This is a genomic window from Pseudomonas fluorescens (assembly GCF_003732425.1).
Lineage (GTDB): Bacteria > Pseudomonadota > Gammaproteobacteria > Pseudomonadales > Pseudomonadaceae > Aquipseudomonas > Aquipseudomonas fluorescens_BE.
In genome coordinates this window covers 548691-571102 of the sequence record NZ_MOBX01000003.1, presented here as the reverse complement: position 1 = coordinate 571102, position 22412 = coordinate 548691, and the positions used below count along the sequence as shown (strand labels likewise).

Here is a 22412-nt window from a genome sequence, read left to right as displayed (position 1 = left end):
GAGCCAGCTTTAATTCATTTCAGATCAGCCGAAACCTTCTCCGCCACATCCTTCGGCAACCAGGCTTGCCACACATCCGGATGGGTCTTCATGAATGCCAACGCCGCGTCACGCGGCGCGGCGTGCTTCTCACTCATGTCGGCCAACGCCTTGTTCAACGGCTCGATCGGAAAGTCCACTTTGCTGAAGAACTCGGCAATCTGCGGATACTGCTTTTGAAACGGCGTAGACACACCAATCGACAGCTTCGACGCCAGCGACCGGGTCGGTTTTGGATTGGGATTATCGGCGTCAGTCAGCGTCTTCCAGGCTTCGGCATCAAACGGCGGCTCTTCCAGCTGCACCAGTTTGAACTTGCCCAGTAGCGGTGTCGGCGACCAGTAGTAAAACAGCACCGGCTTACCGCGACGAATCGAAGAACTGATCTCAGCGTCCAGTGCTGCACCGGAGCCACTGCGGAAATTGGTGTAATCGTCCTGCAACCCATAAGCCGTCAACTTCTGCTTGTTGACCACTTCCGACGTCCAGCCAATCGGGCTGTTGAGGAAGCGCCCCTTGCTCGGGGATTCTGGATCCTTGAACACGTCCTTGTATTTTTTCAGATCACTGACGCTGCGCAGATCCGGCGCCAGCGGCTTGATGCCTTTGGCCGGGTCGCCCTTGATCACGTACTCCGGCACCCACCAGCCCTCGGTAGCGCCTTTGACGGTATCGCCCAGACTGACGACTTTGCCTTCGGCCTCGGCCTTGACCCACACCGGACTGCGCCCGGCCCACTCCTCGCCAATGACCTGAATGTCATTGTTGGCCAGGGCGGTTTCCAACGTGATGGTGGTGCCAGGCAAAGTGTCGGTCGGCAAGCCATAGCCCTTTTCGACAATGATCCGCAGGACATCGGTGATCAGACTGCCGCTTTCCCAGTTCAGGTCAGCAAAATGGATCGGCGCCTGAGCGGCCATCACCGATGGCACTGATGTCAGCAAACCGAACGTCGCCACGCTGGCGGCCAATAACCGTCGAAATCCGTTCATGCATGCACCTCGTGCTGTTCACAGCAATGGCAGGGTGGCCTGGCAGAAGACCGCAAGCCTCTGAATACTCAGTCAACTGACTGTAGCCGAGGTTCCTGCTTTTTCCGGGTCATGCTGCGGACGAGGTTATGAATCCGACTTTTCCTGCAAGCGTTGCAGCTCGCGTCTGACCATGCTGGCGTATTCCGCGGGACGCAACTGATAGATCTGCGCAGCCACCCAACTCAGCCAGGCGCCCTGCAGTTCAGCCTTGGCGGCGAACAAACGCTGGGCTTCCTCGCGTGCAGTGTCGATGTTCTGCGCATGGAAATCCGCGCGGCTCACTCGCTGGCCTTGAACGTCACCAGCTCACCCTTGCGCCACTTGGCGGCTTTAGCCGTAACGGCTTTCAGGGTTTTGGTCAGGCCTTCCTGCAATTGCTCATGGGCGGCGAACACGGTCACCACGCTATGGCCTTCCTTGAACAGGATTGCGTGCCCGTCAGCGGTCTCGACAAAGGCGTAATCGCCCAGTCCATAGACCGTGAGTTTGATTTCGCGAAAACGCAGATCCATCTTGCCGCCTTCGCGGCTAGGCAAGACCGATGCACTGAAATGATCGCCGACCTTGAGCTTGAGCCCCGGTTTGTCATCGACCACCAAGGCGCTTTCGGTGTCGATTTCGGCAACGTAAATGCCTTCAGCGTTCTGCTCGGTGATGTAAACAAAACGCGACTGAAACAGCTTGACCAGCTTTGCACGCAAATCACCCAACACGAACAAAGCATGCATATCGAGATTACTGACTGCCAAAGAAACATCCCCACATCTGAAAAAACCGCACGCGGAAAACGCGCACGGCAAAAAAACGGCCAGGCCGATGTCACTGCAAATAAATCAATAAAGCCCGAATCGAGCAGAGTGCTGATTCAGCGCGAGGTCCTCAAGACTACTGGATTGTCACTCGCGAAAGTCATCCCGATGTCGCCAAAGCTTGAAGGAAAAATCCTCACCGTTGGCAAGAGCAGTCTGACTACGAACTTTAGGGAAAATTCTCACGAAAAAAAGCACTTTTCCGACATATCGCTGGCGAAAAATTGCTTTAGATAAGCCCTGTCGTCAACAGGTACTGGCGATTCTAGAGCAGCGATGCTCATTACGACTACCCGCAACGGCCGTTAAATCCCGGCCGACTGATGAAAAGGACTTCATATGTGCACTTTGACTCATTTTGCCACGTCGGCTGACGCCCGAATCAACACACCTCTGACGATGCACGTTGCCGGGCTCGATAACCTGTCGACATCTTCTAACAACCACCGAACCTCGCATTTTCAGGTGGTGCCCGCAGGCATCGCCTTCTTTCACATCAAGGAGATATCCACGGGGCGAGTCAGAGGTTTCCGCGGCGACCACAACGAAGCGTGCGCCCTCGCCCGCTCACTTGAGTCAAAAATCGAACTCCTGGCAAGCGGTTCCCTCAGATAAAGAGAGCGACTGATTGCGCCACCCCGGCGCAAATCAAAAAGGAGAACACGATGGATCTGGAAGGTTATAACTTGAAAACTCTGTTCGATCAGTTGGGTCTTGCTTCAGAAGAGCCGGAGATCGACGATTTCATCGAAGCGCACCCTCTCGATGCCGATACCAAACTAGTCGATGCCTCTTTCTGGTCGGACTCTCAAAAGCAAACGCTGCAAGAGTGGATCGGCAAAGACGATGACAGAGCAATCGTCTTCGACGAGCTGAACGTGCGCCTTCACGCCGGCAAGTAATTGCACTCAGTGCAGGCTGTCACCCCACTCGGCTTGCAGTTGCGCAAGCCACGCAGCCTTGCACTCCTCGGCCTCGTCGCGACTGGCAAACGCGGTGCCGCGACGTTCGCCATTGAGCAACACCACCCAGCAGACGCTCTGCCCCAATGCGCGCAAGCCGCTTGGCACGCCACTGCCGATCATTACGGCGACATCAACTCTGCACTGCATGCAGCCCTCCCGAAATCATTAGCAACCTAACTAAGTGGTCAGATTAATGGTTTCTTTCGAGCGGAAACAGCAAGCTCCGTGCACAGATTCATTGCACCAAAAGTAACAATCCCTCAGCGCGGTTTTTCCGGCTGATAGCCCAGACGCAATCCACCCCAGTGCCGCCCCTTGATCATGATCGGCACCGACAGGTCATGCATCAGTTCACCAGTGTCGCGGGTGTAGGTCTGCAATAGCACCGGTTGCTGATGGCTGCCGCAACGGATGCCAGTGCGGTCGGCAAACTTGCGTTTGGTGCGATTGTTTACCGCATCGACCTGCGCGTCGCCGGTCAACGGCTGACTGAACAGCTGATTGTGCGTTGGCACGTAACCCTGCTGCGTACAGGCAATGGCGAACACCAGCCCCTCGTGACGCGGCAACAACGGTTCCTGAATCGCCGGCAGCACCTGATCGGTGTAACGGTCGAAACGGGTTTGAAACTTCGCCGGTTGTGTATTCGGGATCGGCTGATACTGGCGGTCGAACAAGTCCTCAAGGCTGATCCGCCCCTGCTCGACATCCGCCTCGAAACGCGCGGCAATCTGGCTCGCGCCTTCGCGGGCCAGATCGTAGATGCGCTGGTGATAGTCATCCAGACCGACTTCGGCCAGCCGCTCACTGATGGTTTCCGCCTGCCCTTCCATTTGCACTGCGGCTTCAGCGAGGCGGCGAGTCTGTTGATCACTGATCGCCAGATCGCTGCGCATCTGCTCGATGGCCTTGAACAAGCTGTCGAGTTGTTCGCGATTGGTTTCCGCACCCTGGGCGATTTCACCGACCTGGCTTTCCACCCCGGCAGCCAGTCGCGCGATGTTTTCCAGATGCTGACCGGTATGCTCGACCTGCTCGACACCAGTCTGCAGATCGCTCGACAGTTCGCGAATCTGCTCCACGACCTGCGCCGTACGTTGTTGAATATCCGCGACCATCTCACCGACTTCACCGGTTGCCGACGCCGTACGCGCCGCCAGCCCGCGCACTTCATCCGCCACCACGGCGAAACCGCGACCATGCTCACCGGCCCGCGCCGCTTCGATCGCCGCGTTCAATGCGAGCAGATTGGTCTGGCTGGCAATCGACTGAATCACCAGGGTCACACGCTGAATATCGTCGCTGCGCAGGCTCAAGGCTTCGATCAACTCACGGCTGGCATTGGCGCGCTGACTGAGTTGATGCATGCGCGCGATCGAATCCACCAGTTCCGTGCGCCCCGCCGCGCTGCTGTGATGCGCCTCACTGGCAGCGGCCAGCGCTTCACGGCTGAGCTGCGATGTGGCGTGTTCGGTCGCGATCATCACCTCGGCGTTGCTGACGATTTGCGCCGCCGCATCGAGTTGCGATTCGAGTTTGCTCGCCAGTTCCTTGACCGAAAACGCCACGCCGGCCGCTGACAAGGCGTTATGACTGGTGGTATAGGAAAGGTCGCGGGTCAGTTCGGACATGGCGCTGCCACTATCGGCAGGCTGAACATCGGGGATGGCGCGGGCGCGCAGGCGCGGCAGCCAGACAATCAGCACCGCCAGCGGCATGCCAATGTACAGCGACCATTCGGCCTGGGACAGGCCGGCTAGCAACAGCATCAGGGCGATGCTTTGCAGGGTCGGCGCGATCCAGCGGTTTTTCGGCAAAAGCACTGGTGCAGGCAAAGCCCCAACCAGAGATCCATCTCTCGTCATATCAACACCCCACGCTTGTTCTCATTATTGTGACTGCATTAAACGCCACTACAACGCCATTATCCATGGTCCGTTAGTCGTGGGGTCTGTGGCAGATCAATGGAACGGCGCGAGATTATTGGAGACGAGCAAAAACAAAGATCGCAGCCTTCAGCAACGCCCGTGTAGGAGCTGCCGAAGGCTGCGATCTTTTCAAGGCGCCCCTGTTGAAAGGGTCACCCCACAGAATCAGGCCTGACGCTGGTGCTTGTCGATCTGCTCGTGACGCTCTTGAGCTTCGATGCAGTACTTGGTGGTCGGGCTGATCAGCAGGCGCTTCAGGCCAATGGCCTCGCCGCTGTCGTCGCACCAGCCAAAGCTGTCTTCCTTGATGCGCTCAAGGGCTTGTTCCAGTTGCGGCAGCATGCGCTGGTCGCGATCGATCGCGTTCACCAGCCAAGTGCGCTCTTCTTCAACCGAAGCCGCGTCCGCCGGGTCAGCCGGGGTGTCCAGGCTTTCGATGGCGATACGGTTTTGCTCAATGCGCTCGTGGGTTTCGACTTTCATGTTCTGCAACAGCTCAGTGAAGAAAGCGTGCTGCTCTGCATTCATGTAGTCATCTGCCGGCATGGCCAGCAACTTGTCCTTTGTCATTGATATCTCTATAAAAAAACGTGCATTAAGGCGAATTAGGGAGCGTTTCGGCGAACCGCATGCGGTCGGCGAAAAGGCATCGTTTATTGCAAATGCCACCCGGCACTCAATTTACGAGGGGCGGCAGTCTAAGGCCCGATCGAGGCCTCAGCAACTGTAAATACAGGGAATTTGTCCGACAACGCCGGGAAACTGCTCTGACACAGCGCTCACACGGCCATCGGAGTGCGTTTATAGCAAGAAATTCAGTCGAGCGGCTGTATATAGAAGACAAACGGCTAACCACGCGGCGCTCTGACGCAATTTTTTACCACGCACTGCATCGTTTCAGCAAAGCAGAACCGCAAAAGCCCCCCTAATATCAGCCGCATCCCAGCACCTTTGTGGCGAGGGAGCTTGCTCCCGCTGGGGCGCGAAGCAGCCCTGTTTTTTAAATCCGGGGGACTGCTACGCAGTCCAGCGGGACGGTGCGACGATTCGACAAGCTCCCTCCCCACAAGGTGATCGATCAGCCCGAAGGAAGACTTATGCCCCGCCCCGATCTGCCGGCCAATGAAGAGCAACCGCTCGCCAGCCCCCCGATCAATGCCGAGCGCCTGCTGCAACTGATCACCGACGAATACGACGCCCTGCCGCGCCAGCTCAAACGCATCGCCAGCTACATCAGCCAGCAGAGCGACCGGATCATGGTCGACCGCATCAGCGACATCGCCCGCGAGTGCGAAGTCCACCCATCCGCCATCGTCCGCTTCTCGCAGCGCTTCGGTTTCAGCGGCTTCAGCGAAATGCAGGCGCTGTTCCGCAGCGCCTACACGCACAAAGCCTCGCCGGTGCAAAACTACCAGCAACGCATCCGCAGCATGATCGCCGACCAGTCGCAGCAAGCCAGCGCCGGCGACCTCGCCCGCGAATGCATCGACGCCACGCGCTCCGGCATCGAACGCCTGGGCCGTGAACTCGACGACGCCGCGTTCGAAAAAGCCGTCGACCTGATCGTCAACGCCGACAACATTTATGTCGTCGGCGTGCGCCGCTCCTTCGCCGTCGCCGACTACCTCGTTTACAACTTGCAACACACGCAGAAAAAAATTCATCTGGTGTCCGGCCTGGGCGGCAGCTATCGGGAGCAAATGCGCAGCGTGCGTGCGAACGATCTGGTCATCGCCATCAGCTTCGTGCCCTACGCCAAGGAAACTCAACACTGCCTGCGCTTCGCCCGCCAGCAACAGGCCAACACCCTGATCCTCACCGACAGCCACCTCTCGCCACTGGCGAAACTCGCTAACAGCGTATTGCTGGTCAACGAAGGCAGCGCCCTCGCCTTTCGCTCGCTAAGTGCGACGCTGTGTTTGTGTCAGGCGCTGTTTGTGGCGGTGGCGTATCGGCTGGAACTGAATGTTGATGAGATTCACGAACAACCTGGCTTCGACGACTGACAATTGCCTCAGCGTCGGCTAGGTTATGCCTTCCCACCGGTTCGACTTGAAGGAACGCGTCATGAAACTGATCGGCATGCTGGACTCCCCTTACGTGCGCCGCGTGGCGATCTCCGCCAAACGCCTAGGGATCGACCTCGAACACGAGTCAGTCTCGGTGTTCCGCCACTTCGAGCAATTCCAGCAGATCAACCCGGTGGTCAAAGCCCCCACACTGATCCTCGACGACGGCGTAGTCCTGATGGACTCGACCCTCATCCTCGATTACCTCGAAGCCAGTGCCGGCAAAAGCCTGCTGCCGACCGACCTGAAACAACGCGCCCACGCCCTGCGCCTGATCGGCCTCAGCCTCGCCGCCTGCGAAAAAGCCGTGCAACTCTACTATGAACGCAACCTGCGCCCGGCCGACATTCAATACCAGCCGTGGGTCGAACGCGTCGAAGGCCAACTCGCCGCCGCCTTCACCGCCCTCGAGCAAGAACTGGAAAAAACCGGCCTGCCCACCGACGGCACCCTCACCCAGGCCGGCATCAGCCTCGCCGTCGCCTGGAGCTTCACCGGCCTCGTCGTCCCCGACCAGATCGACACCCGCCGCTACCCGCACATCGCCCAATACACCGCCTACGCCGAAACCCTCGAAGCGTTCGTCAGCACCCCGATGACCTGACCATGAGCACCACAGACACCGCCGCCCCGGCGTTAAAGGAAATCTTCAACGCCGAACGCTTGCAGCACATAGCCAGCGAAATGAGCGCCGTGTACCCGGCGTTCAAGGCCAAGGCGTTTCTCAAACACGCCCAGGACGGACTCGCCGAATTATCAGTGATGCAACGCATGGCGCGTGTCAGCGAAAGCCTGCACGCCGTGTTGCCACTGGACTACGAAGATTCCCTCGAAGTGCTTTTCGAACTCGCACCACGGCTGAACAGCGGATTCGTCAGCATGTGTTTGCCGCACTACGTCGCGAGCTACGGCGGCCACGCCTTCGACACCTCCATGGACGCCCTGAAGTACTTCACCACCTTCGGCTCCTCCGAATTCGCCATCCGCCACTTTTTGCGCAGCGACCTGGAACGATCGTTAGAGCTGATGCACGACTGGACCCGCGACGAAAACCACCACGTTCGACGCCTCGCCAGCGAAGGCAGCCGCCCTCGCCTGCCCTGGTCGTTTCGGCTGGACGCGGTGCAGGCGGATCCGCAGTTGGCAGCGGGGATACTGGATCGGTTGAAGGCGGATGAGAGTTTGTACGTGCGCAAGTCCGTGGCGAATCATTTGAATGATGTGACGAAGGTGCATCCGGGGTGGGTGCTGGACACGATTGAAGGTTGGTCGTTGGAGAACAAGCACACGGCGTGGGTTGCCAAGCATGCGTTGCGTAGTTTGATTAAACAGGGGGATTTGCGGGCGCTGACGGTGATTGGCGCGGGGGCGAAGGCTGAGGTTGAGTTGTTGGATGTGCGGGTTGAACCGGCGGTGGTTAGGCTGGGGGAAGCGATTACGTTGTCGTTTGTGGTGAAGTCGACGGTGGCGCATGAGCAGCGGTTGGTGATTGATTATGCGATTGACTATGTGAAGGCGAATGGCGGGGTTTCGGGGAAGGTTTTTAAGTTGAAGACGGTGGTTTTGGCGGGGTTTGAGAGAGTGTGTGTGGGGAGGCGGCAGGTGATTAGGGACTTTACGACGCGGAAGCATTTTGTGGGGCAGCATGGGGTGAGGGTTATGGTTAATGGGGAGGTATCAGGTAGTACCGTATTCGACATCGTTGCTGGATGACACCACAGATAGACTTCGTTGAACTGGCGTTACTTGGTCAGGTATGGATTGACGGCTGGGACTGTTTTCGACCAGCAGCGGACCTCGAAGGGCATTAGGGACCAATCATTAAGTTTAGGAGGAAGCAATGAGCAAAGAGGATCGCTTTAAACAATCAGTCATTGCCACACTGGCAAAAAGAGCAGCTAATCGATGCGCAAATCCTGAGTGCGGAGCCGTTACAAGTGGTCCAGCGGGTGAGCCCAGTGGTTCAGTAAATGTGGGAGAAGCCGCGCATATATATGGGGCCCACCCTGGCTCCGCTAGATATGATGAGAAAATGGCTTCTTCTGATCGCGGTGCGATTACTAACGCGATCTGGCTGTGTGGAAATTGCCACAAGAAAATAGATGATGATGCTAACAAATACCCACCCGGCCTCTTGTTCGAGTGGCAACGTGAACATGAAAAGCGAATTTCTGAACAAGTTGGCAAAACCGCTGCAGAGGCAAGACATAGATATGAGAAAAGACACTTAGAAGAATTTGGAAGGTTAAGCTATCTCGCTGAGCGACTGATCATCGAGAAGGATGCGTATTGGGAGTACTTACTCACTGCTGAGGTGCTAAGGTTTGAAATGGCTCCAACAATACAACGCTGGGATGCGCTGAAGCGTGGATTATATTCAAAACCTATTCAGCGCATCGAGAGAGAAGATACGTTTCCATGGCTGAGTGACAAGTCACAGGAGATACTTCTAATCGTTGCAGCATTCAGCAATCTCACCAATTCAGAATTAGCCCGAGCGTGGGGCAAGCCAGGCGAAGCAGGGAGCGATATGGACATCGTCAGTGTTTGTAGACTCTATGGAGAAGCTTGTTCCAATACATTACTGTGGGAAGAATCAGTTCGTTTCACGAGAGTGGATGACGATTTTTCGGAAGTCCGTGACCTATTCATTGGCGTCGCAGGGGATGTAATTGAGCAAACTGCCAAGATTCCTGGGTTTCTAACAGAAATGGTGGCGCCCAGGCCCACTTCCGGAACTTACAGTCTAGTACTTAACATCGATCTACCCCGTGATTGGGAAAAGAAAGTCACTGCGGGTTTGAAACAGGCTGAGCGAGCATCTCGCCGTTAATCATTTACCCAAACTAATGAATGACATGAGAGGTGAGTCGTGGACAGACCAGCATTAAACTTGGCCTACCCATTTACCTTTGCTTGATGACGTTCTACCAACCCTTGTACGGAAATTCAAACCTGTCGATATGCCGCTTGGACTTTCGCCAACAGGGCACGCACAACATCCTTGACTCTATCTTTAATAAACAGAAAAATTATTTTTTAAACTTCAACTCTTTAAACTCTATCTCTTCGTAGCCCCCCAACTTCCCCCTTATAAAGCAAAATCGAACTCACACCCAGTTCGCACTGTAAAAAATCAACCAGCATTTTTAGCTTGCAGTTTTTATACATAAAACTCGGATAAACCACTGCAGCCTTACCGGGGCTGTCATCGTAAGTCCTAACGAGAAACTCATCCACTTCATTCCGAATCACATAGTTGAAACCACAGTATTCATAGCCCTCGTCGTGTTCGAAATCATCAAATCGTGTAGCGCTTTCAATTTTCAAAATAGCTTTCCGTAATCTGACTAGCGCCAGCCAATCGTTATCCGACACACCGATAGCGTACAAGAGCGGCCTCGTGAAGTGCCTCCCTCAGTGTGACCATGAAGGTCAAAATCAAGCTACTCACCAACTTTCGTAGGGAATGCCGTATTTCTCGATATACCGCTTGGCCTTTTCACTTATGGGATAAGCATACTGACCACCGTTCTTGCCCAACTCGGGCCCCAGCGGCTCCAGCTCAGCCTGAGCGCGGGCTACTTTAATTGGTCGACGACACAAATCTCTGACCCACACTTGCACCACACCACCAGGGGCGAGTCCCAAATAGACGGAGGCCATGAAGCGTGCTGTTTTCTCGGGAGTTTCCGGGCAGCGCTGATGGGTAGACGTCACCATCACTTGCCTGGCTTCTTCAGGGATATCTACCCATGCCCGGTAAGTTTTTTGCTCTGGTATCGATTGCCAGCGGACGAAGATGCGCTTGGGTAGCCCAGCCCCAATAACCGGTTTGCCTGTACCTCCAACACCAATCCAACCACGCGCAGATTCTTTGTCATCATTCGGCTCTGCACCGCTGGCGTTCCCTCCCCCGGCTCGCATAAAGGTCTTACCGTCAATGTCTTCCACGGAGCTGTCTTCAACCCACACGTTCATGAAATTGGGTTTGATGAACGCCAGCTCCCACCACGGGTATTTGGGATCATTTTCACCTGAGTTGGAGCTTGTTGCGTGACAGCCTGTGAAGGCCAAAACGCTCAATAGAGCTACGAGTATTCTCATTACCAAAGCTTCCAATCAGCTACGTGAGGATGCTGCACGCGAATGCCATCGTCCGTGGGTGCATTGATGTAAACGGCTCTCAAACCGCTGCCGTCACGTCTCCCTTGCGGATGATTCCAGTTGGCAGAGGTGTGGATGTATTTCAGTTTCAGCAATTGCTCTTCTTCTGCGGTGGTGCTGTAGTCGCCGGCGATGAATCTGTCACAGAGCGATTGCAGTTCTTGGGGAACGGCATACTCGGCTCGTCCTGGTATGTCGGTGAACGGCACACCTTTTTCTTTGGCCAACTGATACATCACTCTCAAGTAAACCGTTGAGAGTTTGCCACTAACCGGGCGTTTGAGTTGTAGCCCAGCGTATACGCGTTTTTGCTTAGGCCCGAAACGATCTTGCGGATCGGCCGGCAAAGCAAGCGCAGTGGGCGTTACGATTTCCAACAGGTGAGCAGGCCACCCTCCGGCTACCCACTGACTTTTTACCCGAGCGGCATCCTGATAGATCGAGGTTGTTTTCACGTCAGTGTTGCTCCAAACATCAAGCGTTTGCATGGGACTGACCAAAACACACTCTTCGACTTCATCGAGGTAGCTGCCCCCGATATCCGAGTGGACACCTGGAAATGAGTATTCTGGATAGTCGGGTTTGACATTACTGAGGGCGAAGTTGGCCCGACATTCGTCGCGCGCAACCAAGTGGACGACGTCCTTGAAAAAGCGCGGATCAAGGTACAGTTTTACGCCCGGTGCTACGGGGCTTTTCACCCTGCCAAGATTGGTGAAGCCAGCAATTGACGGCACCGTATCGAACAGCCCAATGAAGCCCATTCGGATACTGCCACCGTACTGGTCGACAAAGGTACGGGCGAAATTATTGGCGTAAGTGGCCAATAGATCCCTTAGCGGCCCCTGCTTGCCTCTTACGATTTCATTTGAGAAATGGCGAGCTGCCGCTGCGCCTCGACTGAATCCGAAAGTATCAAAGGTGATAGATGTAATTTCACTGCCGGGATTCTCTTGAAGGGCATCCTCAAGGACTTGTTTGATGAAGGTAAACGAAGTCTGAACACGCCCTGCGACTCCTGTCTCTCCACGCCCCATGCCTTGACCGACCAAACTGTCTTCTTCATTGGATTGAGTACCAATGCCTTCAATGTACAAAGGGCGGGATACCTGCTTTATCGGTCCCTCTCCTTCAGCAATCGGAGATTCGTAATACAGGTCGGCAAGCTTCTTTACATTGGTCGCGCCAGCGCCATAACTGCTGTCAGGATCCCCCATATAAGGCTGACAGCTAGCAGGAATATCTTCCGGCGCAATAGCATGCTGCGCCCCACACAGCAATCCCGCCGCCGTGTTGTTCGCATTATTCCCAGTGCCATCAAAGAAAACCCCAATCCTCAGCGCAATTCCGATTTTCTCAGGTTCGCGCGCAGGTTCTTTCCCGTGTTTCTCATATTCCGCCCAACGCTGGGCGTGAATATCGACGGGTTTGGCTTCTTCGTAACGGTAATTTTTCGGGGGGTTGGGTACGTAGCCACTCATCCGTGATTCCTGGTTCTGATCCTTGAGAACGGCCCGAAGGTTGACAGCCGAGGCTGGGGGGCGCAAGCCGTGGCCGTGTGCCAGCCAGGGCGTGACCGCGGGGTTCGACGAGGGTTTCCCCTCGTCGGGGTGGGGGTTAGCTGGCGATTTCGACGTTATCCAGCGCTTGGTTGACGGCGATTTCGCCGAGCATCACGACTTGGGCGATGCCCAGTGCGGTTTTGCGGTGCGGGGTGTCGAGCATAGCGGCGAAGTTCAGGAGCATTTCGCTGGCGGAGCCGAGGGTTTCGCTGGCGTTGGCGAGCAGGGATTCGCTGTTGTACTTCGGGTTGGCGAGGTACATGCGTTCGGGTTGTTGGGTGCTGGCCATGATTTGGCTGGCGGGTTTGAGGTAGTGGTCGAGGGCGCGTTCGGCGGCTTCGTGGAATCGCTTGGAGTCGGGGGATTCGTAGGGGGATGTGGGGTCGGTTTCGGGTGGGTTGGGTGTTGGTTTGATCATGGTGAAACTCCTAGTTAATAAAAAGGAGCCTTCACATTCGCTACCAAACGAAGGTGGCGGCCATACGCGGGTTGGTAGACCGGTAACTAGGACCCGGCACACCCGAAGGTGTCCTGCGCATGGCCACCATTGAGCAGAGACCTGATGAGGTCTGCGAACGGTTCGCGATGCGACTAGTTATGGCGGGCTACCAAACCCGATCACTGTTTTTCAGCGACCGACAGACGATAGAACCCGCGACCTAGACGCACAAGCCGGCGGATTCTGGCTTAGTCGTAGGTAACGGCGCAAGGCGTTGTAGGGTTTCGGTGGTTACTTGAGGCTTCGTTTAAACAGTGGCGGTTTTTACTGTTTATTTCGGTCAGTGGTTGATGGGGTGAATGGGCGGGCGTCTTCGCGAGCAAGCTCGCTCCCACAGGGGTTTGTGGTTGAGTTGGGATTGGTGGTGGCTGAGCTGGCGTTATCGCGAGCAGGCTCACTCCTACAGGGGATTGAGTCTGGCTTGGGATTTGGGGTGAGTGGGCTGGCGTCTTCGCGAGCAGGCTCGCTCCCACAGGTTTTGTGTTGGGCTTGAGGTTCGCGGCGGGCGGGCTGGCGTCTTCGTGGGCAAGCCCGGGCTCCCACAGGGATTGGGGGATGGTTAGGGTCGGTGGCGTGTCATGTTGATGAGGGCGGAACGTCCACCACCCGGCGCCGGGCGCTCTTCGATGGAGAACGGCACGAAGCCGAGCTTTGGATAGAGCAGCAGGCCGGCGGTATTTTCGTTGAAGCAGGACAGTTGCACTTCCTTGGCCTGGTATTTTTCGAAACCCACTGCGGTCATGGTTTCGACGATGTACCGCGCCACACCCTGGCCACGGGCATATGGCGCGACGATGACGTTGCCAATGCAGCAAATGCCATCGTGCTCAGCGCGGTAGAAATTGGCGAAGCCAACGAACTCGCCGTTGGCCAGAAAAGCCGTGGAGTCGAAGCGCTGGCTGATTGCGCTGTGCATCTGCTCTTCCGTCAGCGGGAAGTTGGCTTTCGGGAACATGAAGAACAGCTCTCGTTCGCCCTGGGGAAAGCTGCACAGGGTGTTGACGTCGTCGGCCGTCACTGGCCGGTGGGAGAAATTCATCGCTGCCCTGCCCTCACTTTTTACCCGCCAGATGATGCGCAACCAAGGCGTTGGCATGGCCGTGGCCCATGCCGTGTTCATCCTTGAGCCACGCCACCAGCTCCATGTGTTTCTTGTCGCTGATGCCGGCGAGCAGGCTCAGCCAGTGTTCGATGGACTGGCCGTACTTCTTTTCGATGGAGGGAAAGTACGACGCCGGGCCTTTTACCTTGTTGTCTTCGCTCATGCTGCAAGCTCCCTGTGGTCACAACGGAGGGTCGGCGGACGCTCCTTGTCGGCAGGTCATAGAGTGGACGCGAAGTGCGATTCCGGCAACTGCCCCGCTCCGCCAGACACCACAAAAACCTGTGGGAGCGAGCCTGCTCGCGAAGGGGCCGTGTCAGCCGACATCATCAGAGGCTGATACACCGCTTTCGCGAGCAGGCTCGCTCCCACAGGGGTTGTAGTCGATCAGGGTTATTCCGTGCGGCCCGGCAGCATCCGCACCAGCGTGTTATCGCGCACCCAATAATGGTGGAACAACCCCGCCAGCGCATGCAGCCCGATCAGCCAGTAACCGGTGCTGCCAATCAGTTCATGCCAGTACTTCAGTTGCTTGGCGAAGTCCGGGTCGATGGCCACGGGTGCCGGGACGTGGAAGCCGAAGTACGGGAACGGTTTGTCGCCCGCCGCGAGCATCAGCCAGGCGAGGATCGGCGTGGCGATCATCAGCCCATAAAGCGCCAGGTGCATCAGGTGCGAGATGCCGGTCTGCCACGCCGGTGGCTTGGGCGTGATCGGCGGGCGTGGGGTGAGGCGGCCGAGCAGGCGGATCCAGACGAGGGCGAAGATGCTCGCGCCGAACAGGCCGTGGAAGCCCATCAGCAAGCCGCGTGCTTCGCTGCCCTTGGGCAGGTAGCCCTTGATTTCGACGCAGGCGTAGACGCCGACGAACAGCGCCAGCATCAGCCAGTGCAGGGTGATAGAGAGTTTTCCGTAACGGGTTACGGCGATGTCGCGGGACATAAGCTGCGCCTCTTGATTGTCATGAGTGACGGCCGATTCGTTCGACCGCCTCGCTCCGGTTGTTGGGCGAACCGACGGCGTTACCCTGCCCGCCCAGTCTTAAGAGAGTCTGAAGACAGACCCTCAGGTTAACCTTTTTTTACCTTCAGACTTCGTTAAGAAATGGCTTGGATACTCCGCTCAAACCTATTGAGGGAGGCGTTCTGCCCATGCCCGAATTTGACTGGAACATCCCCCTGCCCCTGCGCTTCGGTCAAGCCGAAACACCGCAGATGACACTGACCGGCGCGCTGCCCGACGACACTCTGCGAGCGACGTTTGAAAGCTTTATCCAGCAGCGCTTTCGCAAGGCCCACGGTGCCGATATCCGCCATTTCATGCCCGAGCTGTTCGGCATGCACAACGGCGACGGCGAGTTGTGCGCTGTGGCCGGGGTGCGTCGCGCGCATCTGCAGCCACTGTTTCTCGAGCGCTATCTGGATGAGCCGATCGAGCCGTTGATCAGCGCGGCGGCAGATCGTCCGGTCGAGCGCAGCGCCATCGTCGAAGTCGGCAACCTCGCCGCCAGCGACACCGGCAGCGCGCGCCTGAGCATCATCGCCATCACCTACCTGCTGGCCATGGGCGGCCTGGAATGGGTGACGTTCACCGGCAACATCGGCCTGGTCAACAGCTTCCATCGCCTGGGTTTGAAGCCAGTGACATTGTGCGCCGCTGATCCGGATCGATTGGGTGACGAGCGTCAACACTGGGGCAGTTATTACGAAAGTAAACCTTGGGTACACGTCGGCAACATCCGTGCGGGGTTCGTCCATTTGCGCGATATCGGCCTGTTTACCCGCCTGGGTTTGCCGGGCTCGATTGAAGGAGCCTGTCATGTCGCTTGAATTGCAACGCTTCCAGGAAACCCTGCGCGACCATGCCCGGCGCAATGACCACGCGACGGCCCTGTGGGGCGACACGCTGAAACTCGATTACGCCACGCTGTACGCCGAGGTGTTGTATCGCCAGGAGCGCCTGCGCGATGAGCAAGCGCAGGTGATTGCGCTAGCGTTGGATAACGGCGTCGACGCAATGCTCTGGGATCTGGCCGTGCTGTTTGAAGGCCTGACCTGCGTGACGCTGCCGCCGTTTTTCAGTGCGGCGCAACGTGCTCATTGTCTGGAACAGAGCCAGGCCGAACGGGTAATCGCCGAGCCGGAGCTGGGCACCGAACTGCTCGCGGCTGGTTATGAACAACGTGGCGAGTTCTGGTGCCGTTCGTTCAGTGGCCCCAGTCGCATGCCGGCCGGTACCGCAAAACTCACCTTCACCTCCGGCACCACCGGCACGCCGAAAGGTGTGTGCCTGAGCGCCGACAGCCTGCTGCGGGTTGCACGGGAGCTGCATCAGGCCAGCGAAGTGACCGGCCCGCAGCATCATCTGGCGCTGCTGCCGTTGGCGATTCTGCTGGAGAACCTCGGCTGTTACGCCGCGCTGTATGCCGGCGCGACGCTGAGTTTGCCGAGTCAGAAAACCCTCGGCATTCAGGGCGCCAGCGGCGTCGAGATTCCGCGCCTGCTCGGTTATCTGGCCAGCCGTGCGCCGCAGAGTCTGATCCTGGTGCCGCAGTTGCTGTTGTTACTGGTCAGCGCCGCCGAGCAGAAAGCCTTCGACCCGCAACACCTGCGCTTTGCCGCTGTCGGCGGCGCGCGGGTCTCGGAGGATCTGCTGCACCGCGCGCAACGGCTCGGGCTGCCGGTTTACGAAGGTTACGGCTTGTCCGAATGCGCGTCGGTGGTGTGCCTCAATCGCCCCGGCGCACGCCGCCCCGGCAGCGTCGGCCGACCGTTGCCGCATGTCGAAGTACGGCTGGCCGAGGACGGCGAAGTGCTGATCAAGGGCTCGACGTTGCTCGGCTATCTGGGCGAAGAGCCGTACGCCGATGAGTGGTGGCCGAGCGGCGATCTGGGCGAGTTCGACCCGGAAGGTTTTCTCTATCTCAAGGGCCGCAAGAAGCACCAGTTCGTCACCAGTTTCGGGCGCAACGTCAACCCGGAATGGGTCGAGTCCGAGCTGACCCAGCGCCGCCACATCGCCCAGGCCTTCGTTTACGGCGAGGCCTTGCCGCGCAATCACGCCCTGCTCTGGCCGCATCGCCCGGACTGCACCGATGCCGAACTGGCCGCTGCCGTCGCCGAAGCCAACGAGGCTTTGCCCGATTACGCCCAGGTGCATCAGTGGACGCGCCTGCCGCAACCCTTCAGCGCCGCCAATGGCTTGCTCACCGCCAATGGCCGCCCGCGCCGCGACGCCATCGTCGCGCAGTACCACAGCCAATTGACCGAATCCGCTGTTTCCGAGGAGTCCGCATCATGAGTTTTTTTGACACCCTGCAAGAAGCCACGCAACAGGAACGCCACGAACTGTTCAACCTGCCGATCATCGTCGATGCCCTGCAAGGCAAGGTCAGCCTCGACAGTTATCGGGCGTTTCTCGCGCAGGCGTATTACCACGTGCGCCACACCGTACCGCTGATGATGGCTTGCGGCGCACGCCTGCCGACCCGTCTGGAATGGCTGCGCAAAGCGGTGTGCGAGTACATCGAGGATGAATACGGCCACGAACAGTGGGTGCTCAACGACATTGCCGCGTGTGGCGGTGATCGTGATGCAGTGCGCGACGGTCAGCCGTCGTTGTCGATCGAGTTGATGGTCAGCTTCCTTTACGACCTGATCGCCCGGGACAATCCAGTCGGTCTGTTTGGCATGGTCAACGTGCTCGAAGGCACCAGCATCGCCCTGGCCACCCACGCAGCGGGCAGCATTCGCGAACGTCTGGCGTTGCCGGAAACGGCGTTCAGTTACCTGAGTTCCCACGGTTCGCTCGACATCGAGCACATGCAAACCTATCGGCGCCTGATGAATCAGCTGGAAGATCCTGCCGATCAAGCCGCCGTGATCCATGCCTCGAAGGTCGTCTATCGCCTGTACACCGACATGTTCCGTGGCTTGCCGCGTGACGCGGAGGCTCAACATGCAGCTGCGTGACGCGCGGGTGGTACTGACCGGTGCCAGTGGCGGCATCGGTCTGGCCATCGCCGAAACCTTGTGCGCTGCCGGCGCCCGCGTGCTGGCCGTGGCGCGGCATCAGGAGGCACTGCTGCCGTTGCTCAAGCGCTACCCCGACTCGTTGTGCTGGGTCGCCGCTGACCTGACCTTCCTCAGCGACCGGCGCAAAGTGCTGGTCGCCGCCGAAGCCATCGGCGGCATCAACCTGCTGATCAACGCCGCCGGGGTCAATCACTTCGCCATGCTCGAACAGCTCGATGACAGCGACATCAACGCGATGCTGGCGGTGAACATCAGTGCGCCGATGTGCCTGACCAAACTGCTGTTGCCGCTGCTCAAGCAGGCCGACAGCGCGATGGTGGTCAACGTCGGCTCGACCTATGGCTCGATCGGCTACCCGGGTTACGCCAGTTATTGCGCGACCAAATTCGCTTTGCGCGGGTTTTCCGAGGCGCTGCGCCGCGAGCTCGCCGACACCCGCGTCAGCGTGCTGTACGTCGCGCCGCGCGCCACGCGTACCTCGATGAACAGCGCCGCCGCGCAAGCGTTGAACGACGCGCTCAAGGCCAACGTCGACGATCCGCAAACCGTGGCCTCGGCGGTGATCCATGCGATTGCCGGTGATCGCCGCGATCTCTACCTGGGCTGGCCGGAACGCTTCTTCGTGCGCCTGAACAATCTGCTCCCGCATCTGGTGGATCGCGGCCTGCGTAAGCAATTGCCGCTGATCCGCCGCCTCAGTGAAAAACCTGACAATGAGTCGCCAAAACCATGAAAAAACTATCCGCATGCCTGTTGCTCGCCGCCCTGAGTCAAAGCGTCTGGGCACTGGAACCCGCCGACCAGAAACGTCTCGAAGGCATCCAGCAGAATTGGGCGCACATCCAATATGAAGTGACGGAAAAACAGCGCGCCGCCGCGTTCGAGCAATTGGCCAACGAGGCCAACGCGTTCACCACGCAGCGCCCGACGGTGGCCGAAGCGTGGATCTGGAAAGGCATCGTCACCAGCAGCTGGGCCGGCGCCGAGGGCGGACTCGGCGCACTGGGCAAAGCCAAGGATGCCAAGGCTGACCTGGAGAAATCCCTGGCCCTCGACCCCAAAGCCCTGCAAGGCTCGGCTTACACCAGCCTCGCCGCGCTGTATGACCGCGTGCCCGGCTGGCCCATCGGTTTCGGCGACAGCGACAAGGCCGAGCAACTGCTCAAGCAAGCCTTGCAATTGAACCCCAACGGCATCGACAGTCTGTACTTCTGGGGCGATCACCTCTACCGTCAGAAGCGCTACGCTGAAGCCAAAGCAGCGCTGCTCAAAGCCCAGCAAGCCGCGCCGCGCCCGGGCCGGGAAAGTGCCGATGCCGGGCGCCGCAAAGAAATCGCCAGCCTGCTGCTGGACGTGAACAAGAAACTCGACTGACAGGAGTCCGCGTGCGTTTATTACTGGTTGAGGATGACGTGGCGCTGGGTGAAGGCATTCATCAGGCGCTGGGCCGCGAGGGTTACACCGTCGACTGGCTCAAGGACGGCAGCAGTGCGTTGCATGCGCTGCTCAGTGAAACCTTCGATGTCGCCGTGCTGGACCTCGGTCTGCCGCGCATGGACGGCCTGCAAGTGCTGCGCCGCCTGCGCGACAGCGGTTCGAATCTGCCGGTACTGATTCTCACCGCGCGCGACGCTACCGAAGATCGCATCGCCGGGCTCGACGCCGGGGCCGACGACTACCTGATCAAACCGTTCGACCTGGACGAGCTCAAGGCGCGGCTGCGCGCCTTGTTGCGGCGCAGTGCCGGGCGCGCCCAGGCGTTGATCGAACATGCCGGCATCAGCCTCAACCCCGGCACTCAGCAAGTCAGTTATCAGGGCCAGCCTGTGGCCCTGACGCCCAAGGAATATCAGTTGCTGCACGAACTGCTGTCGCCACCGGGCCGGGTGATGACCCGCGATCAACTGATGCAACTGCTCTACGGCTGGAATGAAGAAGCCGAAAGCAACACCCTCGAAGTGCACATTCACCATCTGCGCAAGAAGTTTTCCACCGACCTGATCCGCACCATCCGCGGTGTGGGTTATCTGGTGGAGGAGCGTCGATGACCTCGATCCGCCGCCGCACGCTGACTCTGATTATCGGCCTGTTGCTGGCCGGTCTCGCGGTGCTCAGCACCTTCAACCTGCACGACAGCAACCACGAAATCGCCGAGGTCTACGACGCGCAATTGGCGCAGAACGCGCGCCTGCTGCAAGGCGTGATGCGCATGCCCTTGGCCAGCAAGCAGCACGCCGAACTGTACCAGGCGTTCAACTCGGCGCTGGGCGAAGCGGTGCCGCGTGGCGACGGTCATCCTTACGAACGCAAAATCGCCTTTCAGGTGTGGAATCCTGCCGGTGATGTGTTGGTCCACACCGCTAGCGCACCGTCCTTCAAGGCGCCGCCGACGCAGCACGGCTTCAGCGATGTGGTGGATCTGAACAACCGTCACTGGCGCGCCTTTCTCCTCGAAGACCCACAGAACAACCTGCGCATCTGGGTCGGTGAGCGCGATGATGTGCGCGCCGATCTGGTCGACCGTATCGTCCGCCACACCCTGTGGCCGAACGTGGTCGGCAGCTTGCTGCTCGCGGCGATGGTCTGGCTGGCGATCGGCTGGGGCCTCAAGCCCTTGGCGAACATGGCCGAGACCCTGCGCGCCCGCCACAGCGGTTCGCTGGAGCCGTTGCAACTGGCGCCGCTGCCCAGTGAGCTGGAACCGATGCAGGCAGCGCTCAATCGCATGCTCGCGCAGATTCAGGAAGTGCTCGGCCGCGAACGGCGTTTTATCGCCGATGCCGCCCACGAAATGCGCACGCCGCTGGCGGTGCTGCGGGTGCATGCGCAGAACCTGCAGGAGGCCGGCACCGAACAGGAGCGCCGCGAATCGCTGGCGTTTCTGATCGCCGGGGTCGACCGCACCAGTCGCCTGGTCAACCAGTTGCTGACCATGGCGCGTCTGGAACCGAAACCCAACCCGCCGCCACTGAAATCCATCGACCTGAGCGAAACCGTACGCAACAGCCTGGTGCAACTGACACCATGGTTGCTGAGCAAACACCTGGAGCTGGCCTTTGAAGACAGCGCCCGGCCGTTCAACATCATGGCCAGCCCCGGCACCATCGACATTGCCCTGAACAACCTGATCACCAATGCTGCGAACTTCTCCCCCGAACACGGGGTGATCACCGTGCTGCTCAGCCAGGCCGAGGGCTTCTACCACTTGAGCGTTGAGGATCAGGGGGCGGGCATTGATGAAGCGGACCGGGCGCGGTTGTTCGAACGTTTCTACAGTCGCGGCAATGCCCACGGTGCGGGGCTGGGGCTGACCATCGTCAACACCATCGCCACGCAGTTGGGCGGGCGAATCACGTTGGTCAACCGCGCCGAAGGTGGGTTGCGCGCGACCTTGTCGATTCCCGACGGACAACCGCGCCCCGCGGCGCAACGCAGCACCCGCGAGCCGCCGGGTTAAGCCTGATCGCGGCGCCAGGAGCGCCATCGCCCGGTAAAAACAGTGGTCGCGCGTCGCAATCTGATCCAGATCAGTTCCCGGGGCGAACATCGGCGTAGAACAGAGTTAGCGCACTCCCCCGCGCGTTGCTCGTTCAGCCCCGATGGAGGCTCACCTCATGCTCACTGTCAAAGACCACAATGACCGCGCGGCGCCGGCCTATGCCGCGCACCCCGGTGAATACTGGATCGAGTCGCTCAAGGATGGCCGCCACGTCTTGATCCGCGCACTGGCCGCCAAGGATCGCGAACGCGAGTACGCGTTCATCAAGCGCTTGTCGCCCGAATCCCGGCACCTGCGTTTTCTCGCGCAGATCAGTGAGCCGGGCACCGCGTTGCTCGATCAGTTGATGGACGTCGATTACAAGCAACGCGCAGCCTACGTCGCACTGGTTCACGAAAATGGCGAATTGATCGAAATCGGCATCAGCCGCTACGCCGCCACGGGCGAACAGGACTGCGAATGCGCCGTGACGGTCGCCGATGAGTGGATGCACCTGGGCCTGGGCACGTTGCTGATGCAACACTTGATCAAGGCCGCTCGGCACCACGGTTTCAAGCATCTGTATTCGGTGGATTCGGCCAGCAACACGGCCATGCGCGACCTCGCAAGATCACTGGGCTTTGAAACCCACAGCGATCCTGATGATCCGCACCAGGTCATTCATCGCCTGAGTCTGTAGCGCCATTCCTGCGCCCCGCACCTGTA

The 22412-nt window shown here is 58.7% G+C and carries 28 protein-coding genes; 15 read left to right on the top strand and 13 right to left on the bottom strand.

The window, feature by feature from the left end:
* Positions 1-14: 14 nt before the first annotated feature.
* The 3 genes from BK670_RS05410 to BK670_RS05400 all read right to left on the bottom strand — a co-directional run bounded on the left by BK670_RS05410 (position 15) and on the right by BK670_RS05400 (position 1801).
* Complete coding sequence (locus tag BK670_RS05410) at positions 15-1031, bottom strand: ABC transporter substrate-binding protein (RefSeq protein ID WP_123448923.1); 1017 nt, start codon at positions 1029-1031, stop codon at positions 15-17.
* 126 nt (positions 1032-1157) lie between these two features.
* Complete coding sequence (locus BK670_RS05405) at positions 1158-1355, bottom strand: hypothetical protein (RefSeq protein WP_123448922.1); 198 nt, start codon at positions 1353-1355, stop codon at positions 1158-1160.
* Entirely contained in the window at positions 1352-1801 is a 450-nt protein-coding gene (locus tag BK670_RS05400) for a hypothetical protein (protein WP_176471300.1), read from the bottom strand. The genes BK670_RS05405 and BK670_RS05400 overlap by 4 nt, the downstream gene beginning before the upstream one ends.
* Between BK670_RS05400 and BK670_RS29465 the strand changes: the two genes are divergently transcribed.
* The 3 genes from BK670_RS29465 to BK670_RS05390 all read left to right on the top strand — a co-directional run bounded on the left by BK670_RS29465 (position 1796) and on the right by BK670_RS05390 (position 2784).
* Positions 1796-2119 (top strand): hypothetical protein, encoded by a 324-nt coding sequence (locus BK670_RS29465; protein ID WP_148047003.1) that lies wholly within the window; start codon positions 1796-1798, stop codon positions 2117-2119. The two genes, BK670_RS05400 and BK670_RS29465, sit on opposite strands and share 6 nt — an antisense overlap.
* A gap of 162 nt (positions 2120-2281) precedes the next feature.
* Positions 2282-2497 (top strand): hypothetical protein, encoded by a 216-nt coding sequence (locus BK670_RS29795; RefSeq protein ID WP_259697533.1) that lies wholly within the window; start codon positions 2282-2284, stop codon positions 2495-2497.
* 50 nt (positions 2498-2547) lie between these two features.
* Positions 2548-2784, top strand: coding sequence for a DUF2789 family protein (locus tag BK670_RS05390; protein WP_123448920.1), 237 nt, complete (start codon positions 2548-2550; stop codon positions 2782-2784).
* 6 nt (positions 2785-2790) lie between these two features.
* Here the strand turns inward: BK670_RS05390 and BK670_RS05385 are convergent, their stop codons facing one another.
* The 3 genes from BK670_RS05385 to BK670_RS05375 all read right to left on the bottom strand — a co-directional run bounded on the left by BK670_RS05385 (position 2791) and on the right by BK670_RS05375 (position 5345).
* Complete coding sequence (locus BK670_RS05385; RefSeq protein WP_123448919.1) at positions 2791-2994, bottom strand: hypothetical protein; 204 nt, start codon at positions 2992-2994, stop codon at positions 2791-2793.
* 113 nt (positions 2995-3107) lie between these two features.
* Positions 3108-4331, bottom strand: coding sequence for a methyl-accepting chemotaxis protein (locus BK670_RS05380; protein ID WP_404942468.1), 1224 nt, complete (start codon positions 4329-4331; stop codon positions 3108-3110).
* 609 nt (positions 4332-4940) lie between these two features.
* Complete coding sequence (locus tag BK670_RS05375; RefSeq protein WP_003225981.1) at positions 4941-5345, bottom strand: TraR/DksA family transcriptional regulator; 405 nt, start codon at positions 5343-5345, stop codon at positions 4941-4943.
* Positions 5346-5872: 527 nt separating this feature from the next.
* Here BK670_RS05375 and BK670_RS05370 point away from each other — a divergent pair.
* From BK670_RS05370 to BK670_RS05355, 4 genes are all read left to right on the top strand, one after another.
* Positions 5873-6781 (top strand): MurR/RpiR family transcriptional regulator, encoded by a 909-nt coding sequence (locus tag BK670_RS05370; protein ID WP_123448917.1) that lies wholly within the window; start codon positions 5873-5875, stop codon positions 6779-6781.
* A gap of 61 nt (positions 6782-6842) precedes the next feature.
* The gene (locus BK670_RS05365; RefSeq protein ID WP_123448916.1) at positions 6843-7448 is read left to right on the top strand and encodes a glutathione S-transferase; all 606 of its coding nucleotides are present in this window, start codon (positions 6843-6845) and stop codon (positions 7446-7448) included.
* Between the two features lie 2 nt (positions 7449-7450).
* Entirely contained in the window at positions 7451-8557 is a 1107-nt protein-coding gene (locus BK670_RS05360; RefSeq protein ID WP_123448915.1) for a DNA alkylation repair protein, read from the top strand.
* A 127-nt stretch (positions 8558-8684) separates the two neighbouring features.
* Positions 8685-9677, top strand: coding sequence for an HNH endonuclease (locus tag BK670_RS05355; protein WP_123448914.1), 993 nt, complete (start codon positions 8685-8687; stop codon positions 9675-9677).
* Positions 9678-9898: 221 nt separating this feature from the next.
* On the opposite strand, the gene BK670_RS05350 is transcribed toward BK670_RS05355, so the two are convergent.
* The 7 genes from BK670_RS05350 to BK670_RS05315 all read right to left on the bottom strand — a co-directional run bounded on the left by BK670_RS05350 (position 9899) and on the right by BK670_RS05315 (position 15116).
* Positions 9899-10237: a hypothetical protein gene (locus tag BK670_RS05350; protein ID WP_259697528.1), complete on the bottom strand. Its 339-nt coding sequence runs from the start codon at positions 10235-10237 to the stop codon at positions 9899-9901.
* Positions 10238-10294: 57 nt separating this feature from the next.
* The gene (locus BK670_RS05345) at positions 10295-10951 is read right to left on the bottom strand and encodes a DUF2931 family protein (RefSeq protein WP_123448913.1); all 657 of its coding nucleotides are present in this window, start codon (positions 10949-10951) and stop codon (positions 10295-10297) included.
* Entirely contained in the window at positions 10951-12492 is a 1542-nt protein-coding gene (locus BK670_RS05340; RefSeq protein WP_123448912.1) for a phospholipase effector Tle1 domain-containing protein, read from the bottom strand. The genes BK670_RS05345 and BK670_RS05340 overlap by 1 nt, the downstream gene beginning before the upstream one ends.
* A 136-nt stretch (positions 12493-12628) precedes the next feature.
* Positions 12629-12991, bottom strand: a complete 363-nt coding sequence (locus BK670_RS05335) for a DUF6124 family protein (RefSeq protein ID WP_016982978.1) — start codon at positions 12989-12991, stop codon at positions 12629-12631.
* Between the two features lie 640 nt (positions 12992-13631).
* A complete protein-coding gene (locus BK670_RS05330) occupies positions 13632-14111 on the bottom strand; it encodes a GNAT family N-acetyltransferase (RefSeq protein WP_123448911.1) in 480 nt (159 codons plus the stop codon).
* A 13-nt stretch (positions 14112-14124) separates the two neighbouring features.
* A complete protein-coding gene (locus BK670_RS05325) occupies positions 14125-14337 on the bottom strand; it encodes a DUF4287 domain-containing protein (RefSeq protein ID WP_123448910.1) in 213 nt (70 codons plus the stop codon).
* Positions 14338-14567: 230 nt separating this feature from the next.
* Positions 14568-15116 carry a cytochrome b gene (locus tag BK670_RS05315; protein ID WP_123448909.1) on the bottom strand — a complete coding sequence of 183 codons (549 nt, stop codon included), beginning with the start codon at positions 15114-15116 and terminating at the stop codon, positions 14568-14570.
* Between the two features lie 209 nt (positions 15117-15325).
* On the opposite strand from BK670_RS05315, the gene BK670_RS05310 reads away from it, so the two are divergent.
* The 8 genes from BK670_RS05310 (at position 15326) to BK670_RS05275 (ending at position 22386) form a co-directional block, all read left to right on the top strand.
* Positions 15326-16003: a thermostable hemolysin gene (locus tag BK670_RS05310; RefSeq protein ID WP_123448908.1), complete on the top strand. Its 678-nt coding sequence runs from the start codon at positions 15326-15328 to the stop codon at positions 16001-16003.
* Entirely contained in the window at positions 15993-17474 is a 1482-nt protein-coding gene (locus BK670_RS05305) for an AMP-binding protein (protein WP_123448907.1), read from the top strand. The genes BK670_RS05310 and BK670_RS05305 overlap by 11 nt, the downstream gene beginning before the upstream one ends.
* Positions 17471-18145: an iron-containing redox enzyme family protein gene (locus BK670_RS05300; RefSeq protein ID WP_123448906.1), complete on the top strand. Its 675-nt coding sequence runs from the start codon at positions 17471-17473 to the stop codon at positions 18143-18145. The genes BK670_RS05305 and BK670_RS05300 overlap by 4 nt, the downstream gene beginning before the upstream one ends.
* Positions 18132-18941 (top strand): SDR family oxidoreductase, encoded by an 810-nt coding sequence (locus BK670_RS05295; protein WP_123448905.1) that lies wholly within the window; start codon positions 18132-18134, stop codon positions 18939-18941. Before BK670_RS05300 ends, BK670_RS05295 begins: the two co-directional genes overlap by 14 nt.
* Positions 18938-19582: a tetratricopeptide repeat protein gene (locus BK670_RS05290; protein WP_123448904.1), complete on the top strand. Its 645-nt coding sequence runs from the start codon at positions 18938-18940 to the stop codon at positions 19580-19582. The genes BK670_RS05295 and BK670_RS05290 overlap by 4 nt, the downstream gene beginning before the upstream one ends.
* A gap of 11 nt (positions 19583-19593) precedes the next feature.
* Complete coding sequence (locus BK670_RS05285) at positions 19594-20256, top strand: response regulator (protein WP_007910671.1); 663 nt, start codon at positions 19594-19596, stop codon at positions 20254-20256.
* Positions 20253-21665 carry an ATP-binding protein gene (locus BK670_RS05280; RefSeq protein ID WP_123448903.1) on the top strand — a complete coding sequence of 471 codons (1413 nt, stop codon included), beginning with the start codon at positions 20253-20255 and terminating at the stop codon, positions 21663-21665. Before BK670_RS05285 ends, BK670_RS05280 begins: the two co-directional genes overlap by 4 nt.
* 157 nt (positions 21666-21822) lie before the next feature.
* Positions 21823-22386 (top strand): GNAT family N-acetyltransferase, encoded by a 564-nt coding sequence (locus tag BK670_RS05275; RefSeq protein ID WP_123448902.1) that lies wholly within the window; start codon positions 21823-21825, stop codon positions 22384-22386.
* Positions 22387-22412 lie beyond the last annotated feature (26 nt).

Excerpts from the sequence above, each read along its gene's own strand:
- BK670_RS05410 (WP_123448923.1), bottom strand. The coding sequence starts at position 1,031 with ATGAACGGATTTCGACGGTTATTGGCCGCCAGCGTGGCGACGTTCGGT.
- BK670_RS29465 (WP_148047003.1), top strand. The coding sequence starts at position 1,796 with ATGCATATCGAGATTACTGACTGCCAAAGAAACATCCCCACATCTGAA.
- BK670_RS05400 (WP_176471300.1), bottom strand. The coding sequence starts at position 1,801 with ATGCATGCTTTGTTCGTGTTGGGTGATTTGCGTGCAAAGCTGGTCAAG.
- BK670_RS29795 (WP_259697533.1), top strand. The coding sequence starts at position 2,282 with ATGCACGTTGCCGGGCTCGATAACCTGTCGACATCTTCTAACAACCAC.
- BK670_RS05390 (WP_123448920.1), top strand. The coding sequence starts at position 2,548 with ATGGATCTGGAAGGTTATAACTTGAAAACTCTGTTCGATCAGTTGGGT.
- BK670_RS05385 (WP_123448919.1), bottom strand. The coding sequence starts at position 2,994 with ATGCAGTGCAGAGTTGATGTCGCCGTAATGATCGGCAGTGGCGTGCCA.
- BK670_RS05380 (WP_404942468.1), bottom strand. The coding sequence starts at position 4,331 with ATGATCGCGACCGAACACGCCACATCGCAGCTCAGCCGTGAAGCGCTG.
- BK670_RS05375 (WP_003225981.1), bottom strand. The coding sequence starts at position 5,345 with ATGACAAAGGACAAGTTGCTGGCCATGCCGGCAGATGACTACATGAAT.
- BK670_RS05370 (WP_123448917.1), top strand. The coding sequence starts at position 5,873 with ATGCCCCGCCCCGATCTGCCGGCCAATGAAGAGCAACCGCTCGCCAGC.
- BK670_RS05365 (WP_123448916.1), top strand. The coding sequence starts at position 6,843 with ATGAAACTGATCGGCATGCTGGACTCCCCTTACGTGCGCCGCGTGGCG.
- BK670_RS05360 (WP_123448915.1), top strand. The coding sequence starts at position 7,451 with ATGAGCACCACAGACACCGCCGCCCCGGCGTTAAAGGAAATCTTCAAC.
- BK670_RS05355 (WP_123448914.1), top strand. The coding sequence starts at position 8,685 with ATGAGCAAAGAGGATCGCTTTAAACAATCAGTCATTGCCACACTGGCA.
- BK670_RS05345 (WP_123448913.1), bottom strand. The coding sequence starts at position 10,951 with ATGAGAATACTCGTAGCTCTATTGAGCGTTTTGGCCTTCACAGGCTGT.
- BK670_RS05340 (WP_123448912.1), bottom strand. The coding sequence starts at position 12,492 with ATGAGTGGCTACGTACCCAACCCCCCGAAAAATTACCGTTACGAAGAA.
- BK670_RS05335 (WP_016982978.1), bottom strand. The coding sequence starts at position 12,991 with ATGATCAAACCAACACCCAACCCACCCGAAACCGACCCCACATCCCCC.
- BK670_RS05330 (WP_123448911.1), bottom strand. The coding sequence starts at position 14,111 with ATGAATTTCTCCCACCGGCCAGTGACGGCCGACGACGTCAACACCCTG.
- BK670_RS05325 (WP_123448910.1), bottom strand. The coding sequence starts at position 14,337 with ATGAGCGAAGACAACAAGGTAAAAGGCCCGGCGTCGTACTTTCCCTCC.
- BK670_RS05315 (WP_123448909.1), bottom strand. The coding sequence starts at position 15,116 with ATGTCCCGCGACATCGCCGTAACCCGTTACGGAAAACTCTCTATCACC.
- BK670_RS05310 (WP_123448908.1), top strand. The coding sequence starts at position 15,326 with ATGCCCGAATTTGACTGGAACATCCCCCTGCCCCTGCGCTTCGGTCAA.
- BK670_RS05305 (WP_123448907.1), top strand. The coding sequence starts at position 15,993 with ATGTCGCTTGAATTGCAACGCTTCCAGGAAACCCTGCGCGACCATGCC.
- BK670_RS05300 (WP_123448906.1), top strand. The coding sequence starts at position 17,471 with ATGAGTTTTTTTGACACCCTGCAAGAAGCCACGCAACAGGAACGCCAC.
- BK670_RS05295 (WP_123448905.1), top strand. The coding sequence starts at position 18,132 with ATGCAGCTGCGTGACGCGCGGGTGGTACTGACCGGTGCCAGTGGCGGC.
- BK670_RS05290 (WP_123448904.1), top strand. The coding sequence starts at position 18,938 with ATGAAAAAACTATCCGCATGCCTGTTGCTCGCCGCCCTGAGTCAAAGC.
- BK670_RS05280 (WP_123448903.1), top strand. The coding sequence starts at position 20,253 with ATGACCTCGATCCGCCGCCGCACGCTGACTCTGATTATCGGCCTGTTG.
- BK670_RS05275 (WP_123448902.1), top strand. The coding sequence starts at position 21,823 with ATGCTCACTGTCAAAGACCACAATGACCGCGCGGCGCCGGCCTATGCC.